Below are 16,824 nucleotides of genomic sequence, written 5' to 3'. Positions count from 1 at the left end.
TGACGGGAGGTGGATCGACTGGCCATGTTTCAACGTTGATTGCTTCCAGTTGGACAACACGCACTCATGGTTTTGGAGTTGCGGCTGAGGTGATCAAGGATTGGCTGCACGCTCGTGCTTTGATGCTGGCGACGGTTGCATTTGCATGGGGCGCGTCGGCCAATGCAACGGAACCGCAGAGTAACGTAGCGGGACCGCACAGTGTTGCCATCGGCGAAAACGTAATAGCAACCGGTGATAGCTCCATTGCCATTGGTCTGGGCTCCCAAGCGCCCGGAGAGATGTCGCTGGCGTTGGGCAAATCGGCCAATGCAATTGACGGGTACTCTGTTGCCATTGGCGCATCTGCACAAGCCACAGCCAAAGTGGCCACGGCCATTGGTAACAACTCGCAGGCGTCAGGTGAGTACTCATTTGCCATTGGCTACTCTGCGGAAGCCAGAGCCACAATGGCGACGGCCATTGGTAACAACTCGCAGGCGTCAGGTGAGTACTCATTTGCCATCGGTTCATCTGCACAAGCCGCAGCCACAAGGGCCACGGCCATTGGTGTCGGGTCAGAGGCGTCAGGTGAGTACTCATTTGCCGCTGGTGACTTTGCCAAGGCCACTGCGTTAAACAGCACAGCCGTTGGCGGTGCCGAGGCAACCCGAATCGAAGCAATTGGCATAGGCCAGTTAGCAAAGGCGTTAGCCCAGAAAAGTATTGCCATCGGTTCATATGCAAAAGCCCTTGATGACTTTGCAATCGCCCATGGTCGGTTAGCTATCGCCAGCGGTGGCGGAGCCATTGCCTTGGGCGCACAGGCGCAGGCAACAGGTACCAACGCCACGGCGATTGGCGGCAGCAACAATGGGGAAAATCACGTTCTCGCCAATGCTCCGGGTTCAACAGCGATTGGAGCAAGTGCCGCCGATATTGGTGCGCGCGCACAGGGGGTTGACTCCGTGGCCATCGGTGGCGGAGCCAAAGTGTTGGCATCCACCAAATCCGATCAGGACGTCATTAAAGCTTTCAACGATGCTGGCCTTGCTTTGAACACTGCCAAAGTAGAGGCAAACAAAACAGAGGTAAACAAAGAACAGGCGAAATTGCGATTTGACTCCGCCAGCGCCCATCACAAGGAAGTCATGAACAGACTTGCTACGGCTAAGGAAGAGGTTTCAGCAGCCCAAGAAAACCGTGACGCCGCCCGAAAGGAATATGACCAAGGTAAATCAAAATGCAAAAAAGTATGCCTGACGAAGGCGGAGAAAGCGCTGGCAGATGCAAGGAACAAGTTGACTAGGCTCGAGAAGAGCAATGCCGACGATATCAAATCGGCGGCCAAGGCCGAGGCGGATGCCAAGAACGAGCTTGACGCAGCCTATGCGGATTTGGATACAACCAAGGTTGATAATAAGGTTCAGAAAAACCTTGAGGAACTCCAGCAGAAATTCAACACGGCAAAAGCGGCTCTTGATGCGATCAAGACGATATCCGGCGGCGTTGCCATTGGCCTGAATGCCGAGGCCAATCCGGACGCCGCAACCGCAATCGGCAAAGGCGCGCAGGCGCTGGCGGCCCATGCCATCGCTATCGGCCTTGGCAGCAAGGCCAGCAGTGTAGATGGTATCGCTATGGGATCGAATGCTGTCTCGGGTGTGATGGGAACCAACGTCACCATCGGCAAGGATGCCAAAGCCAACGCCTTTACCAAGGAGGGTGGTGCTGTTGCCATCGGCCTTGGCCAGAAGGCAATCGGCAATGGTGCGGTGGCGATCGGCGATCCGAACACCGCCATTGGCACGGGTGCTGTCGCGCTGGGTGCCAACAACATGGCGGCAGGCAAAGCCGACAAGCCTTCAGACACAGATGTCGCCGAAGGAGCCGTCGCAATCGGTAGCAACAACAAGGCGATCGGTCAGAGTGCGATAGCTATGGGTCTGGGCTCCCAAGCACTCGGATTGGCGTCGCTGGCGTTGGGCAAATCGGCCAATGCAATGGAATTTCGAACTATCGCCATCGGTGAAGCTGCCAACGCCGGTGGCATAGGCTCGATTGCTTTTGGGGTAACAGCGAACGCGGCATACTACAATGATATGGCTTTTGGGTATCAAGCCGAAGCACGAGGGGATGCCAACGGAAAGGCGCCAGGAACGGCATTCGGACATACAGCCAAGGCGACCGGCAGAGCGTCGATAGCATTCGGAACAATATCAAAGGCAGATGCATATGTGGCTCTGGCCATTGGCTACTCTGCGGAAGCCAGAGCCACAATGGCGACGGCCATTGGTGTCAAGTCAGAGGCGTCAGGTCACGAATCATTTGCCGCTGGTGGCTATGCCAGGGCCACTGCAAGAAACAGCATAGCCGTTGGCGGTGCCGAGGCAACGCAACACGGAGCAATTGGCATAGGCGAGGCAGCAAAGGCATCAGCCCAGAAAAGTATCGCCATCGGTTTGGGAGCAGAAACGCGTGGTGACTTTGCAATCGCCCATGGTCGGCAAGCTATTGCCAGCGGCGAGGGAGCCATTGCCTTGGGCGCACAGGCGCAGGCAACAGGCACCAGCGCCACGGCGATTGGCGGCAGCAACAATGGGGGAAATCACGTTCTCGCCAATGCTCCGGGTTCAACAGCAATTGGAGCAAGTGCCGCCGATATTGGTGCGCGCGCACAGGGGGTTGACTCCGTGGCCATCGGTGGCGGAGCCAAAGTGCTGGTATCCGCCAAATCCGACCAGGACGTCATTAAAGCTTTCAATGATGCTGGCCTTGCTTTGAACACCGCCAAAGCAGCGGCAAACAATAAAAGGGCGGAGGCGGAAGCGCGATTTACCTTGGTCAGCGACTATCACAAGGAAGTCACGGATAGAATCGCCACCGTCACGTTAGAGCGTGACGCCGCCATAAAAACGCGTGATGCCGCCAAAACAAAATTTGACCAGGATAAATCAGAGACGAATAAACAAAGTCTGGAGGCCGCCGAGAAAGCGCTGGCGGATGCAGTGATCAAATTGGGCAGCGTCGAGAAAACCAACGCCGAAGATATTAAAGCGGCGGCCAAGGCCGAGGCGGATGCCAAGAACGAGCTTGACGCAGCCAATGCTGATTTGGATACAACCAAGGTTGATAATAAGGTTCAGAAAAACCTCAAGGAACTCCAACAGAAATTCAACACGGCAAAAGCGGCTCTTGATGCGATCAAGACGATATCCGGCGGCGTTGCCATTGGCCTGAATGCCGAGGCCAATCCGGACGCCGCAACCGCCATGGGTAAAGATGCCAAGGCTTCGGCCGACAGGAGTGTTGCTTTGGGTTCCAATGCGACTGCGAACAATGTCGGGGACGTAGCGCTTGGTGCTGGTTCGGAAACAGCCGCTGTTGTGAACACTGCCGATATCAAGATCAGCGGCAAGAACTATACCTTTGCAGGCGCCAAGGCCAAAAGCACCGTTAGCATTGGCATGAGGGATGCCGAGCGCACGATTACCAATGTTGCCGCTGGTCGGATCACAAGTGCAAGCACCGATGGTATCAATGGCAGCCAGCTCTTTGCTACAAATCAGGCTATCGAAGCGCTGAATGATAGTTCGGTTAAATATGACGATCAGCAGAAGAGCAGGATTACGCTTGGCGCGACCGGAGGTTCCGGGGCTCCGTCGGGTGGAGTGACAGTTACCAACCTTGCGGTTGGCAAGGTGTCGAAAGATTCGAAGGATGCGGTCAATGGGGGGCAGCTTTACGCTGCTTCGGCAGAGTTTGCGAGCAGTCTTGGTGGCGGTGCGACGGTTGATCCGGCGACGGGCCAGGTGACGAAGCCGCTCTATCTGGCTGACAAGACGGGTGCAGGCAAAAAGGGTTACAGCACTGTGGGCGATGCACTGACGGCGGTGCATGAGATGGCGGGCAAGGGTTTTGACGTGGCGGTTAAAGCTGTGTCGGGCACGGCCAGCGGCGGCAAGGTGACAGTCAAGCCGGGTGATACGGTAACCTATGCGGCGGGTGACAATATTGCCTTGACGCAGACGGGCAATACGATTGCCCTCGCCACGAGCCTGACGCCGGTGTTTGGCACGGTGACAGTGGGCAAGAACGGGGCTGATGGTGCGCTCTCGACCCTTGGCCCGGATGGTCTGAGGATCACGGCGAAGGGAGCGGACGGCAAGACAACGGATGGCCCGAGCATTCTGGCCAGCGGGATTGATGCGGGCGGCAGGACGATCGCCCATGTGGCGGCAGGCAAAGCAGAGACGGACGCTGCAAACCTTGGTCAGATGAAGGATGCGGTTGCTGCTGCGGCCAATCCGCTTGGCAGCAGTGTCAATAATCTTGGTGGCTCGGTTGCCGGCATGCTTGGCGGCGGCTCGACCTTCGATCCCAAGACGGGCAAGCTCAGCGAACCGGCTTTCATGGTGCATGACACCCGCTACAATAATGTCAGCGGAGCCATCACCGCGCTGGACGGCGGGATATCAAACCTGATGAAGGATGCACTGCAGTGGAACCCTGCAATTGGTGCCTATGATGCAAGTCACGGCGGCTCTGGTCCCCAGAGGATTACAAATGTTGCCAACGGCTCGGAGGCAAATGATGCGGTCAACCTCAGCCAGCTGAATGAGAAGATAAGTGCCTCAGTGTCTGGCAGCAATGTCAACGATCTTGCGGGCTCGCTTGCCAGCACGCTTGGCGGCGCAGCGAAGGTTGATCCCAAGACGGGCAAGATCAGCAGCTTCGAGCAGAAGATCCGTGGCATCAGCGACAAGGGCGTTGTCGGTAGTGCGACCCCGCACAATACGGTTGCCAAGGCGCTGGCAGCACTGGACGAGAACACGGCCAACCTTGCCGGGATCGGGGTTAAATATGACGATCAGCAGAAGAGCAGGATTACGCTTGGCGCGACCGGGGGTTCCGGGGCTCCGTCGGGTGGAGTGACAGTTACCAACCTTGCGGTTGGCAAGGTGTCGAAAGATTCGAAGGATGCGGTCAATGGGGGGCAGCTTTACGCTGCTTCGGCAGAGTTTGCGAGCAGTCTTGGTGGCGGTGCGACGGTTGATCCGGCGACGGGCCAGGTGACGAAGCCGCTCTATCTGGCTGACAAGACGGGTGCAGGCAAAAAGGGTTACAGCACTGTGGGCGATGCACTGACGGCGGTGCATGAGATGGCGGGCAAGGGTTTTGACGTGGCGGTTAAAGCTGTGTCGGGCACGGCCAGCGGCGGCAAGGTGACAGTCAAGCCGGGTGATACGGTAACCTATGCGGCGGGTGACAATATTGCCTTGACGCAGACGGGCAATACGATTGCCCTCGCCACGAGCCTGACGCCGGTGTTTGGCACGGTGACAGTGGGCAAGAACGGGGCTGATGGTGCGCTCTCGACCCTTGGCCCGGATGGTCTGAGGATCACGGCGAAGGGAGCGGACGGCAAGACAACGGATGGCCCGAGCATTCTGGCCAGCGGGATTGATGCGGGCGGCAGGACGATCGCCCATGTGGCGGCAGGCAAAGCAGAGACGGACGCTGCAAACCTTGGTCAGATGAAGGATGCGGTTGCTGCTGCGGCCAATCCGCTTGGCAGCAGTGTCAATAATCTTGGTGGCTCGGTTGCCGGCATGCTTGGCGGCGGCTCGACCTTCGATCCCAAGACGGGCAAGCTCAGCGAACCGGCTTTCATGGTGCATGACACCCGCTACAATAATGTCAGCGGAGCCATCACCGCGCTGGACGGCGGGATATCAAACCTGATGAAGGATGCACTGCAGTGGAACCCTGCAATTGGTGCCTATGATGCAAGTCACGGCGGCTCTGGTCCCCAGAGGATTACAAATGTTGCCAACGGCTCGGAGGCAAATGATGCGGTCAACCTCAGCCAGCTGAATGCTGTGGCTGTGCGCGCCAATGCTGGCCTGAATGTAACGACGACGCAAACAGGGACAGGCATGGCATCGGGTAACGGCACGGGTGCAGTGGTCAAGCCGGGCGATACAGTAACCTATACGGCTGGTAACAATATCGCGTTGACACAGAATGGTGGCAGCATTGCCATCGCTACCAGTCTGACCCCTGCTTTCACCAGCGTGACAACGGGTAACGCGAAACTTGAAACCAATGGCCTGATCATTGCGAATGGCCCCAGTGTGACTGCTGCAGGTATTGACGCAGCCAGCAGGGCGATCAGGAATGTGGCCGATGGCGTGGCACCGACCGATGCGGTAAATCTTGGCCAGCTAACAGCCTTGACTGCCTCCGCGAATAATCTTGGTAATAACGCCAACGCGCTTGGCACTTCTACGGCCAGCAATCTTGGTGGTGGCGCAAAATATAATCCGACGACCGGCGAGGTATCGTCTCCAGGCTATGGCGTTGGGGGAACCCAGTATAGCAGTGTGGGCAATGCCATCGAGGCGTTGCAAGCTTCGGCTCCGATGCAGTATTCGCTGCCAACTTCCCCCACAGTTGGTGCTCCAGGTTCTGCGCCGACAAACGATGTGACACTCGTTGGCAGCGCAGGCAAAGCGCCGACGCTGCACAATATCAATGCAGGCGAAGTGTCCGCCACGTCGACCGATGCCATCAACGGTTCTCAGCTTCACGGCTCGGCACAATCAGTTGCAACGACGCTCGGCGGTGAGTCAACTGTTAGTTCTACAGGTCAAATCGTTGGAACTAGGTACAATGTTGCCGGCGCGAGTTATAACAATGTCGGCAGCGCGATGAGTGCAATCGACAGAAGATTCGATAGTATTGGCGGTGATATCGCAAGCCTGCAAAACCAGATTTCCAGTAATTACCGCAAAGCCAATGGAGGTATAGCCCTGGCCTTGGCGTCATCGGGCCTGCGCTATGATGATCGTCCTGGCAAGGTTTCGGTTGCCGCTGCAGCATCGGTTTATCACAGCCAGATCGGTATAGCTGCAGGTGTCGGCTGGACTTCGGAAGATCATCAATGGCGGGCGAATTTGGCCGGGACTTATTCGCCAAGTCAACAAAAGCCAGATATTGGGGTCGTCGGTGGCCTCTCCTATACCTTCGACTAATATGGCTTTACTTCAGATCAAATGGAAGAGGTTTCTATTCCTGATTGTCATCGGCATGCTTGTTGGCAGTTTGCTGACGATCTCGACCTTTGCCCAAGATAAATCAATCGAAAGGTCGGCTAAGAAAGAAAAGGTAATTATGTCGAAGCCGGTACCGGCCGCTCCGGTTGTGCCCATCACCTTGCCTGAGCCGCCACTGCCAGTTCAACAGATCCAGCAGATTGGCCTTACGCAATGCGCCGCCATGGTCGATCGCATCTCTCGCGGTTCTCTTAACAATCAGTATGACGTGCAGTCCGGCTGGAATCGGACCGCACCCACCCAGCATTTGTTTCAGAGTGTTGCCATCACTCGCCGTCCCGACGTCATTCCTGCCAATGGGTTAACGGCTATTGTTGCCAGTCCTACACCTGATGGTGCCTGTGATGGCTTGACCGTGCAAATATTTCCACTTGCAAGTGACTGTGCGACCGCCCAAGCTTACATGCAATCGACAGGTGCTACGGCAATTCCCATACTCGATACGCAGATCATGGTTGATCATACCGGCAAGCGTATTTTCCTGCTGCCTGGTATCAATAAAACATGCATCGCTGTATCCGTGGATACTACCTTTGGCCTGGCCATAAATTCACTAGGTACGGCTGCTCCGGCTGCACAGATCCAACCTCATGGCTGATTGTTATTTACATCCTGACGACGTGCTGTCTTGGTAACCATTACACCCGGAAATTCTGTCTCCCATTTCTGCGCCGATGTCCAAGAGTGCCACCGTCGCGAATGCTCTTCTGCTCCACGCCCGCTGCCAGCACCTTCCGCATGTGACAACGCGCGGTAAGGCAAAGCGCATCAAGACACTGACCGAATTGGACCATTTGGTAGGAAGTTAAACTTCACCTATTTGAAGGCAAAAAGAACGTTTGATGAAAGTATGCGCGGAACGCTTCCATGGCTGGTGTGAATTGGGCATTGCGTCTCCAGGCAAGCCCGACATCCATTGATGGAATAGGTTCGGTAGGCACGATGGTCTCGATACGTTTTCCTTCCAAAGACCACGGACGCAGAACCATGTCCGATAAAATTGTCACCCCGTGACCGTCAGCAACCAGAGAGCGTACCGCTTCCACCGATGAGGTGCGCAAGGTAACGTTAGGGCGATATGGTGTTGTGCTCCAATATCGAAGCGAGGTGTGTGCTGCTTCGTCTACCGTCAGCATGATGTAGGGCTCCTCAACAATATGCCTTAGACCCACCGCTTCTTTTGTTAATAGCGAATGCCTTGCCGGTACCCATAGACGGCGGCGCGAACTCATAAGTGTTTCCGTAGTAAGATCTGGGTTTATCACATTGGATGTGAGCAGAACGGCCATATCATAACGATTTGCCAGCAAACCTTCTTCTATCGCTTCGCGATTGAGCTCAAACAATTGGATGCTGAGATTGGGCCATGCACGCCGCAACCGACCTAAATGCTGCGGCAAAAAATATCCGAACACCGTGTAGGAGGCAGCCACGGTTAATTCCCCCGAAAAATCACCGGCGGGTAACAGGAGATTTGTGGCTTCATTGACCTTATTGAGTATGTCATATGCGTGAAAGAGAAACTGCCGCCCGGCTGTGGTGAGGTCCATCCCTTGTGCCGATCGATTGAATAACTCCAAGCCCACCGTCTGCTCAAGATCTTTGATGGCTGTGGTGATAGCAGATTGAGATATTCGCAGTTCTGCCGACGCCAAGGATATCTGGCCATATTCCGCAGTAGCCACAAAATAGCGAATTTGACGCAGGCTTAGAGACATAAACGCACCTCACCGTTTTTCAAAATACAGGGCAGAGTATTATCGATAAAATCGATGCAGCGCAATAAATGGCGATCGCACATTGGTGCGAAGGATTGAGAGGAAGTCGATATAACCGCAGAAATTGCGGCTTGAGGGCGTCGCCGCTCGTTCTCTCTCTATCTGATATTTTAATATTGAGTATTGCATTTTAGAATTTTTCAAGCGCCTGCCATCGTCGTATCGTAACAAAAAAGAAATGGAACACGAGAGCCGGAAGGTTCCCACGAATTGATGGAGGGGCAATGCCGTTATCGGCTGTGGATCTGAATTGTGATATGGGCGAAGGCTTCGGTCATTGGCGTCTTGGAGATGCCAACGATGCCGACTTGATGCCGATTATCAGCTCGGCCAACATCGCTACAGGCTTTCACGCGGGCGATCCAAACTTGATGGATGCAACTGTCCGCCTTGCCGCTCAACATGGCGTCAGTATAGGTGCGCATCCGGGATACAGGGACCTACAGGGTTTCGGCAGGAGACGAATTGGCGGCTCGAGTGAGGAGACCGTCAACGATATTATTTATCAGATTGGTGCATTGCGCGAGTTTGCCCGGCGTTACGATGCCAATCTTCAACATGTAAAGCCTCACGGGGCACTGTACATGGATTTGGCAAGTAATGAAGAAATGTCCCGGTTATTTGTCAACTCAATGCGAACCACGGCTCCTAACGCCTTCATCTATTGCATGGATATTTCGAAGACTTATCAGGCGGCAATAGAGGCTGGTCAGCCTGTCATTCGAGAGTTTTATGCGGATCGTGAATATGATCGTTCTGGATCAATTGTCTTTACACGCCGGACCGCGAGGCTCGATCCCGGCCTGATAGCCGAAAAAGTCGTTCGTGCCTGCAAGGAAGGTCAGGTCAAGACCGTTGATGGCGATCTTATCGACATTGAGTTTGATTCCATCTGCTTTCATTCCGATACGCCTGGCTGTCTGGAGATTGCAAAGGCAATGCGTGCTGCGCTCATTGCCCATGGAATCAAGATCACTCCGGCATCCGAATTGGCGCACCCATCCAAGTTCACCGCGAGAGGATGAAGATGTCTGTACGAGAAATAAAATCCCCACTTCCCGGCATTTTCTTCCGGAGCCCCTCGCCAGATAGCGAGCCGTTCAAACGCGATGGCGATGCTGTCGATAGCTCGGATGTCATCGGGATCATTGAGGTCATGAAATCATTTCACGAGATCAAAGCGGGCCTGAAGGCCACCAATATCAGGTTTCTGATTGATGATGGCGATGCCGTTATGGCTGGCCAACCGCTGGCTGAGGTTGAGACATGAACATCAGCTCTGTTCTGATTGCCAATCGTGGAGAGATCGCAGTGCGTATTAATCGTGCTGCCAAGGCATTGGGATTGCGCACGGTACAGGTTTATAGCGCCGCTGATGCAAACTCTCTAGCGGTGAAGCTTGCTGACGAAGCAATCGAGATTGGGCCAGCGACCGCCAAGAAATCCTATCTGAATATCGACGCGATTATTGCTGCTGCAATAATGGCCGAAGTTGACGCGGTTCATCCGGGTTATGGATTTTTGTCAGAAAATGCAGATTTTGCCGACGCCGTTATTGCCGCCGGTATGAAATTTGTCGGACCCGACGGGGCTTCCATTCGCCTGTTGGGGGATAAAGTTGCGGCACGCAATCAGGCCGAAAAAGCCGGAGTTCCCACCGTACCAGGTAGTGGTGGGCGTATTGCTGATGTCGAAGAAGCCGCGGCGATTGCTTCGGCCATTGGTTTTCCCGTGATGATCAAGGCCGCAGCTGGTGGTGGCGGGCGTGGAATCCGCGTCGCGCAAGATATTGACGAGTTCAAACAGCATTTCCCGCAAGCCTCGGCGGAGGCGGCAGCAGCATTCGGTGATGGAGGTCTCTATATCGAGAAGGCGATCCTGAACGCCCGTCATATCGAAGTGCAGATACTCGGTGATGGCAAGAATTTTGTTCATTGTTATGAACGCGAATGCTCGTTGCAGCGGCGCCGACAAAAAGTATGGGAAGAAGCACCCGCTGTTGGCCTTCCCGAATCCGTGCGCCAACGCCTGTGTGATAGTGCCGTCTCGCTGGCGCGCTCAGTTGGATATTGTGGTGCTGGAACGGTCGAATATCTCTACGATGAAGCCAGCCAGAAGTTTTATTTCCTTGAGGTCAATACGCGTATTCAGGTCGAACATCCCGTCACCGAGATGATCACCGGGCTCGACCTTGTGCAGGAAATGCTGCGGATTGCTGGAGGAGAGACACTGTCCGTTCGCCAGCAGGATATTGCAATCAAAGGCCATGCAATCGAATGCCGGATTAACGCTGAAGATCCATCAAAAGACTTCATGCCTTTTCCCGGTACGATAGACCGGATCAGCGTGCCGGTGGGCAAGGATATTCGCTTCGACACCATGCTTTTTCAAGGTTATGTGGTTCCACCGTTCTACGACTCTCTCTTGGGAAAACTCATCGTCCATGGTGCCGATCGCGCCCAATGTTTGGCAAGGCTAACAGTGGCATTGAGCGAGTTGAAAATCGACGGAATTCCAACAACGATTCCGCTGCATGCCGCTCTTGCGAAGGACCCCGATATCGCCATCGGCCATTTCCACACGCGGTTCCTGGAAAACTGGCTCGAAACCAAATTTAATCCGCCTGCGTCGTCAGACCAAGCATACCGGGAGGCTACTGGATGAAAACCCGATATTCATTTGGTGGAGACGAACATCTCTTTGTCGAGTGCGCCGAGAGCATGTCACTTGAGGCCTTTTTCAAAAGCCTCTCCATGACAAATGCCATCCGCGAAAGTGGCATCAAAGGGGTGACGGAAATCTGCCCGGCCAATGCTTCTTGCCAGATAAAATTCAATCCCGATCAAATTAAGCCTGACGACGTACTTTCCGAAGTACAGGCCATTGAAAAAGCCGCTGACAAGGCAGAGCCGACAATCAAGACCCGGATCGTCGAGATTCCCGTCTTCTATGAAGACCCTTGGACCTACGAGACCCTGATGCGGTTTCGCGAGCGGCATCAGGACCCAAGTTTGACTGATCTGGAATATGCAGCACGCATAAATAATCTTGACGGTGTCAGCGATTTCATCAACGCGCACAGTGGCTCGCCGTGGTTTGTGTCGATGGTGGGTTTCGTTGCCGGCCTGCCCTTCATGTATCAGATGGTCGATAAGCCGAAACAGTTGCAGGTGCCCAAATATCTTCGACCCCGAACAGACACGCCCAAACTGACCATCGGTCACGGCGGCTGCTTCTCCTGCATTTATTCAGTTCGCGGCGCTGGCGGTTATCAGATGTTCGGTGTTACGCCGATGCCGATTTTTGACCCTGAGCAAAAGACGAGCTACCTGCGCGACTTCATGGTGTTCTTCCGTCCGGGGGATATTGTCAAATACAGACCGATAGCACGCGAAGAATATGACGCGATACTTGGAGACGTATCCGCCGGACAATTCGTTCCGAAAATGCGTGACGTTACATTCGATTTGAGAGAATTCCAAAAAGATACCAATGGCTACAACGCCAGGCTGGAGGGAATGATCAATGGTTATTAAGGTCATCAATCCGGGCTTATCGACAACAATCCAAGATCTCGGCCGCCCCGGTTACTTTCATCTTGGCATTCCGCTCGGCGGCGCCATGGATCGCCTTGCTTTACGCGCTGCCAATCTTCTCGTTGGTAATGACGAGGGCGCGGCTTGCCTTGAAGCTGTGTTTGTAGGTCCGGAACTTGAATTCGCCAAAGAAACGGTGATTGCAGTTACTGGCGCAGACATGCCAATGAAAATTGACGGCGAGGAAAAGCCGGGTTGGACGGCAATCAAGGTCAAATCCGGACAAACGCTTAGCTTTGATTTTCTGAGCAAAGGTGCTCGGATTTATATCGCCGTCGCTGGTGGTATAGATGTTCCCATCGTCCTTGGCAGTCGATCGACTTACATCATAGGTGCGTTGGGAGGTTTCCAAGGACGGGCAATTGCCAACAACGACGAACTGCCAATTGGCCCTTCAGGACGATTGAGCGAGGGGGCAAGTCTGGAAGGCTCTCTCCGGCCAAAGATGGCCACGCCAGCGGAGCTTCGCGTTCTGCCTGGGCTCTACTGGCATCGGTTACAAAAGATATCGATGGGCAGCTTTTTCGATGATCAATGGAAAGTTGCCTCAGAAGCCGATCGCATGGGATACCGGTTCCGTGGTGGACGAGCTTTGCAGTTTGTCGATCGTGAGCCGCCCTTTGGTGCTGGCTCTGATCCATCGAATATTGTCGACAGTTGTTATCCTTACGGTTCCATTCAGGTGCCTGGTGGAACCGAGCCGATTATCCTTCATCGGGATGCGGTTTCCGGCGGTGGTTACTGCACCATAGGTACTGTCATTTCCGCTGATATGGACATGATCGGGCAGATGCAACCCAACACCCCAACGAGATTTGTCGAAGTTGACATGAAGATGGCGCTGGCCGCGCGAGCCCACCGTGCCGCTCTGCTCCAGAGTATCAGGCATGCATTAGCCTAAAGGTATATCCGGTCTGAATATCGACTGGCGTTTAGCTGCATTCAAAAAATATAAAAAAGGGGAATTATGATGGCAGGTAAAATATCGGCCGCGGAAGCGGACAATCTCGACTATTCAAATATTGCTGTTCCACCAAATGCGCGTATGCCGAAAATGGCACTGACAATGGCGTGGTGGGCTGTTTGCAGTGCTGTATTCTATATCGTCGTCGGCGCAGCGCTTGCTATCGGTTTTGGGACGCGCAACGCGATCATCGGTATGATCCTGTCAGTGATTACCTATGGTCTTATCAACGCTGTATTAAGTCGCTTTGCAATACGCTCCGGCCTGTCCGTTGCGTTGTTCTCGCGTGTCCTTTTTGGTAATGTCGGAGCAGGACTGGCTACGCTGATTTTTTGTGCGACAGCTATTTACTACGCCGTCTTTGAAGGGTCCGTCATTGCTGTCGGGATCAATACCGTCTTTCCGTGGATATCCTATCCGCTCGCGGCGCTCATAGTGGTGCTGTACAGTGTTCCGCTGATCTTCGGCAGCATTCAAACGTGGCTGGACAAATTCAACGGAGTCCTGCTGCCATTTTATATACTTGGCTTGGTAGTCGCGGTGGTCCTTGCCATTGGTGAGTACGGATACAGCAATAAATGGCTCAATCTCGGCCCAGCTTCTGGAGAAGTTGCAGGTGGCTGGTGGTCCTGTTTCGTCTACTATATGGGCGTCTGGGTGTTGATGATGTTCACCTTCGACTATGCCCGTTTTGGGCGTCAGGAAGATGTTGGTTATCACGCCTGGTTCAATTTTGGTATGCCATTTTACATCATGGTATTTCTTGTCAGTGGCCTGTTTGGCATCTTCATGATCGGAACCGTGCCGGACCTTGGAAAGGTCACTGAAGTCACAGTCCTGTTGGCTCTCCTCAAACTGATGGGAGTATGGGGATTGCTGTTCGTCTGGATTACGCAAACTCGCATCAACACTGCCAACTACTATCTTGCAGCCGTCAATATGGAGGCGCTTTTCCAGCTGTTTGGTAAATTGCCGTTTGGGCGCATTGGATGGGCAATTGTTGTTGGTGCAATTGTTTATCTTTTGATGCTCGCCGACGTCTTCACATATCTTCTCCAGGCGCTTGCTTACCAAGGTATCTTCGTTGTCGCATGGGTCGCCATTGCGGTATCACACATTCTGAGCGACCACTACAAACGTGTTGCCGGTGACAAGGTCGAGTACCGGGCCAGCCATGTTCCTGCTTTTAACCCTCTCGGCATTACGGCATGGTTTGCAGCCGCAGCTGTTGGAATTGGCTTGCATCTTTCCGGGGGCTTCTACGCGGACCTGTCTGCTCCAGCAACCGCTATCATAGCCTTCGGCATGTATGCGATTGGATTAACTGTTGCCAAAAGGGAATGGTTCCTCATCTCGAGTTGACTCTGGAATAGGGATCTTCGTTTTTTCGGAGAGCGGAGATCCACCCCTGTTGCTGGAGCGCATTAGCCAGCCGTTGAAGACTGCTCTAAATTTCATGGGTTTACTGGTCTCCCAATATCTCCATCTATCAGACCGGCCTCTTGAGAGCTCTGTGCCCGTGCCCCGCCAACTGGATCGCCTCTGTCCCCGCGGTGCTCACATTCGGGTTTGCAGGATAGCATAATGCGCCCCTCCATCATCATCAAAGTCCAGTTTCAACATTTGGCGGGAGGCGAGGATTAGCGTGCGTCTGTCTGAGGGCATTTGCGTTATTATACGTATTCCCGTATAAATATCTTTTAAACGCTTTCGCGTATATCGCCAATATAAGCGCGTTCGCGTATATTGACAGATTATACGTTATCGCGTATATGGACGATTGGAGGCTGCCATGAACGAACAGATTGCCCGCACAGAAAAACAACTCGGCGCCATCCTGCGCCGCGCCCGCAAACAGGCGCACTTGAGCCAAGGTGCGCTTGGCGAACAAATCCATATGCGGCAAGGTACGGTTTCGCGCCTTGAAGCCGGAGAGCCAGCCGTCCAGTTGCGCACTCTGATGGAAGCCCTTTCAGCTCTCAATCTGGAACTGGTCGTTCGATCACGCAGCCAGAGCAGCGCCGCCGATATCGAGGACTTGTTCTGATGGCAAGAAGGCGGGCGCACGTACCCCTCAACGTTTTCCTGAACGGCCGTCATGTCGGCGTGTTGCGCCGCGAGGCCACAGGCGCAATCGACTTCCAGTACGGACGCGGCTGGCTGGATTGGCGCGGCACATTCCCGGTGTCACTATCACTGCCCTTGCGCGAGGACCGCTATATCGGCACCCCGGTCATCAATGTGTTCGACAACCTGCTGCCTGACAATGATGCAATCCGCAACCGGGTCGCCGAGCGCGTCGGCGCACAAGGAACTGACGCTTTCAGCCTGCTAACCGCTCTGGGTCAGGATTGCGTGGGCGCTCTGCAATTCCTGCCCGACGGCACTGATCTCGGCACTGTCGGCGATACTGACGGCAAACCGGTCAGCGACGACGAGGTCGCGGACATCATCAACAATCTTGCCGCCGCGCCGCTCGGCATGGGCGAAGACGAAGATTTTCGAATCTCGATCGCCGGGGCACAGGAAAAAACCGCCCTGCTGCGCAAGGATGGCCAGTGGTTTAAACCCACGGGCACCACCGCCACCACTCATATTCTCAAACCGCAGATCGGCCAGCTTCCCAATGGCATCGACCTCTCCAACAGCGTCGAAAATGAGTATCTATGCCTGAAGCTGCTGCAAGCAATGGGCGTCCCCACCGCCAGCGTCGAGATCGCGGATTTCGGGGAACGCCGTACACTAATCGTTGAACGTTTCGACCGCCTTTGGACGAAGGACGGAAGATTGCTCCGTCTGCCGCAAGAGGATACTTGTCAGGCGCTGTCGATCCCGCCTACCAGAAAATATCAGTCTGACGGCGGCCCTGGAATGCGGGAAATCACCAACCTGCTGAAAGGCAGTGACACACCCGATGCCGATATCGCGACATTCATGCGCGCCGGGGTTCTGTTCTGGTTGCTCGGCGCGACTGACGGTCACGCTAAAAACTTCAGTATTTTCCTTGGTCCCGGCGGGCGCTTCCGAATGACACCCCTTTACGATGTACTGACCGCACAACCGAGCCTTGATGAAGGCCAGATTTCCCGCAAGAAATTTAAACTTGCGATGTCGGTTGGCAGAAACCGACATTATGCCATCCACGACATCGTACCCCGTCACTTCATGCAGTCGGCAGACCTTTCCGGTGTCGGCACCCCGGTGATGAAGGCGATCTTTGAAGACATCGCCGCGAACGCCGAACAGCAGGCAGAGGCTGCTATTGGGGCGCTGCCCAACGGTTTTCCCGACCAGCTCGTGACGTCGACCATGGCCGCTATCAGCCAACGCGTCCGGGTCGTCGCCGCTTCACTTTCATCAACCTCTTAAGTCTAAAGCAAGAAATTGCC

Annotated in this window: 11 protein-coding genes; 10 read left to right on the top strand and 1 reads right to left on the bottom strand. The window is 54.5% G+C overall.

Annotated elements, in window-relative coordinates; translation table 11 throughout:
- Positions 1-89 precede the first annotated feature (89 nt).
- The gene (locus FHW17_RS19240) at positions 90-7,016 is read left to right on the top strand and encodes a YadA-like family protein (protein ID WP_182510593.1); all 6,927 of its coding nucleotides are present in this window, start codon (positions 90-92) and stop codon (positions 7,014-7,016) included.
- A 1-nt stretch (position 7,017) separates the two neighbouring features.
- The gene (locus FHW17_RS19235) at positions 7,018-7,695 is read left to right on the top strand and encodes a hypothetical protein (protein ID WP_112528436.1); all 678 of its coding nucleotides are present in this window, start codon (positions 7,018-7,020) and stop codon (positions 7,693-7,695) included.
- A 214-nt stretch (positions 7,696-7,909) separates the two neighbouring features.
- On the opposite strand, the gene FHW17_RS19230 is transcribed toward FHW17_RS19235, so the two are convergent.
- Positions 7,910-8,815 (bottom strand): LysR family transcriptional regulator, encoded by a 906-nt coding sequence (locus tag FHW17_RS19230; protein ID WP_182510592.1) that lies wholly within the window; start codon positions 8,813-8,815, stop codon positions 7,910-7,912.
- A gap of 284 nt (positions 8,816-9,099) precedes the next feature.
- On the opposite strand from FHW17_RS19230, the gene FHW17_RS19225 reads away from it, so the two are divergent.
- From FHW17_RS19225 to FHW17_RS19190, 8 genes are all read left to right on the top strand, one after another.
- Positions 9,100-9,900 (top strand): 5-oxoprolinase subunit PxpA, encoded by an 801-nt coding sequence (locus FHW17_RS19225; RefSeq protein WP_182510591.1) that lies wholly within the window; start codon positions 9,100-9,102, stop codon positions 9,898-9,900.
- A gap of 2 nt (positions 9,901-9,902) precedes the next feature.
- Positions 9,903-10,145 (top strand): acetyl-CoA carboxylase, encoded by a 243-nt coding sequence (locus tag FHW17_RS19220; RefSeq protein WP_182510590.1) that lies wholly within the window; start codon positions 9,903-9,905, stop codon positions 10,143-10,145.
- Entirely contained in the window at positions 10,142-11,539 is a 1,398-nt protein-coding gene (locus tag FHW17_RS19215; RefSeq protein WP_182510589.1) for an acetyl-CoA carboxylase biotin carboxylase subunit, read from the top strand. Before FHW17_RS19220 ends, FHW17_RS19215 begins: the two co-directional genes overlap by 4 nt.
- Positions 11,536-12,411 carry an allophanate hydrolase subunit 1 gene (locus FHW17_RS19210; protein ID WP_182510588.1) on the top strand — a complete coding sequence of 292 codons (876 nt, stop codon included), beginning with the start codon at positions 11,536-11,538 and terminating at the stop codon, positions 12,409-12,411. Before FHW17_RS19215 ends, FHW17_RS19210 begins: the two co-directional genes overlap by 4 nt.
- Positions 12,401-13,372, top strand: a complete 972-nt coding sequence (locus FHW17_RS19205; protein WP_112528424.1) for a biotin-dependent carboxyltransferase family protein — start codon at positions 12,401-12,403, stop codon at positions 13,370-13,372. Before FHW17_RS19210 ends, FHW17_RS19205 begins: the two co-directional genes overlap by 11 nt.
- A gap of 66 nt (positions 13,373-13,438) precedes the next feature.
- Entirely contained in the window at positions 13,439-14,797 is a 1,359-nt protein-coding gene (locus tag FHW17_RS19200) for an allantoin permease (RefSeq protein ID WP_246706917.1), read from the top strand.
- Positions 14,798-15,227: 430 nt separating this feature from the next.
- A complete protein-coding gene (locus FHW17_RS19195) occupies positions 15,228-15,482 on the top strand; it encodes a helix-turn-helix transcriptional regulator (RefSeq protein ID WP_112528422.1) in 255 nt (84 codons plus the stop codon).
- Positions 15,482-16,804 (top strand): type II toxin-antitoxin system HipA family toxin, encoded by a 1,323-nt coding sequence (locus FHW17_RS19190; RefSeq protein ID WP_182510587.1) that lies wholly within the window; start codon positions 15,482-15,484, stop codon positions 16,802-16,804. The genes FHW17_RS19195 and FHW17_RS19190 overlap by 1 nt, the downstream gene beginning before the upstream one ends.
- The last annotated feature ends 20 nt before the right edge of the window (positions 16,805-16,824 follow it).

This window comes from Phyllobacterium sp. P30BS-XVII, assembly GCF_014138335.1.
GTDB lineage: Bacteria > Pseudomonadota > Alphaproteobacteria > Rhizobiales > Rhizobiaceae > Phyllobacterium > Phyllobacterium meliloti.
Note: the sequence above shows the minus strand (reverse complement) of the source record. Positions and strands in the feature narration are given on the sequence as shown.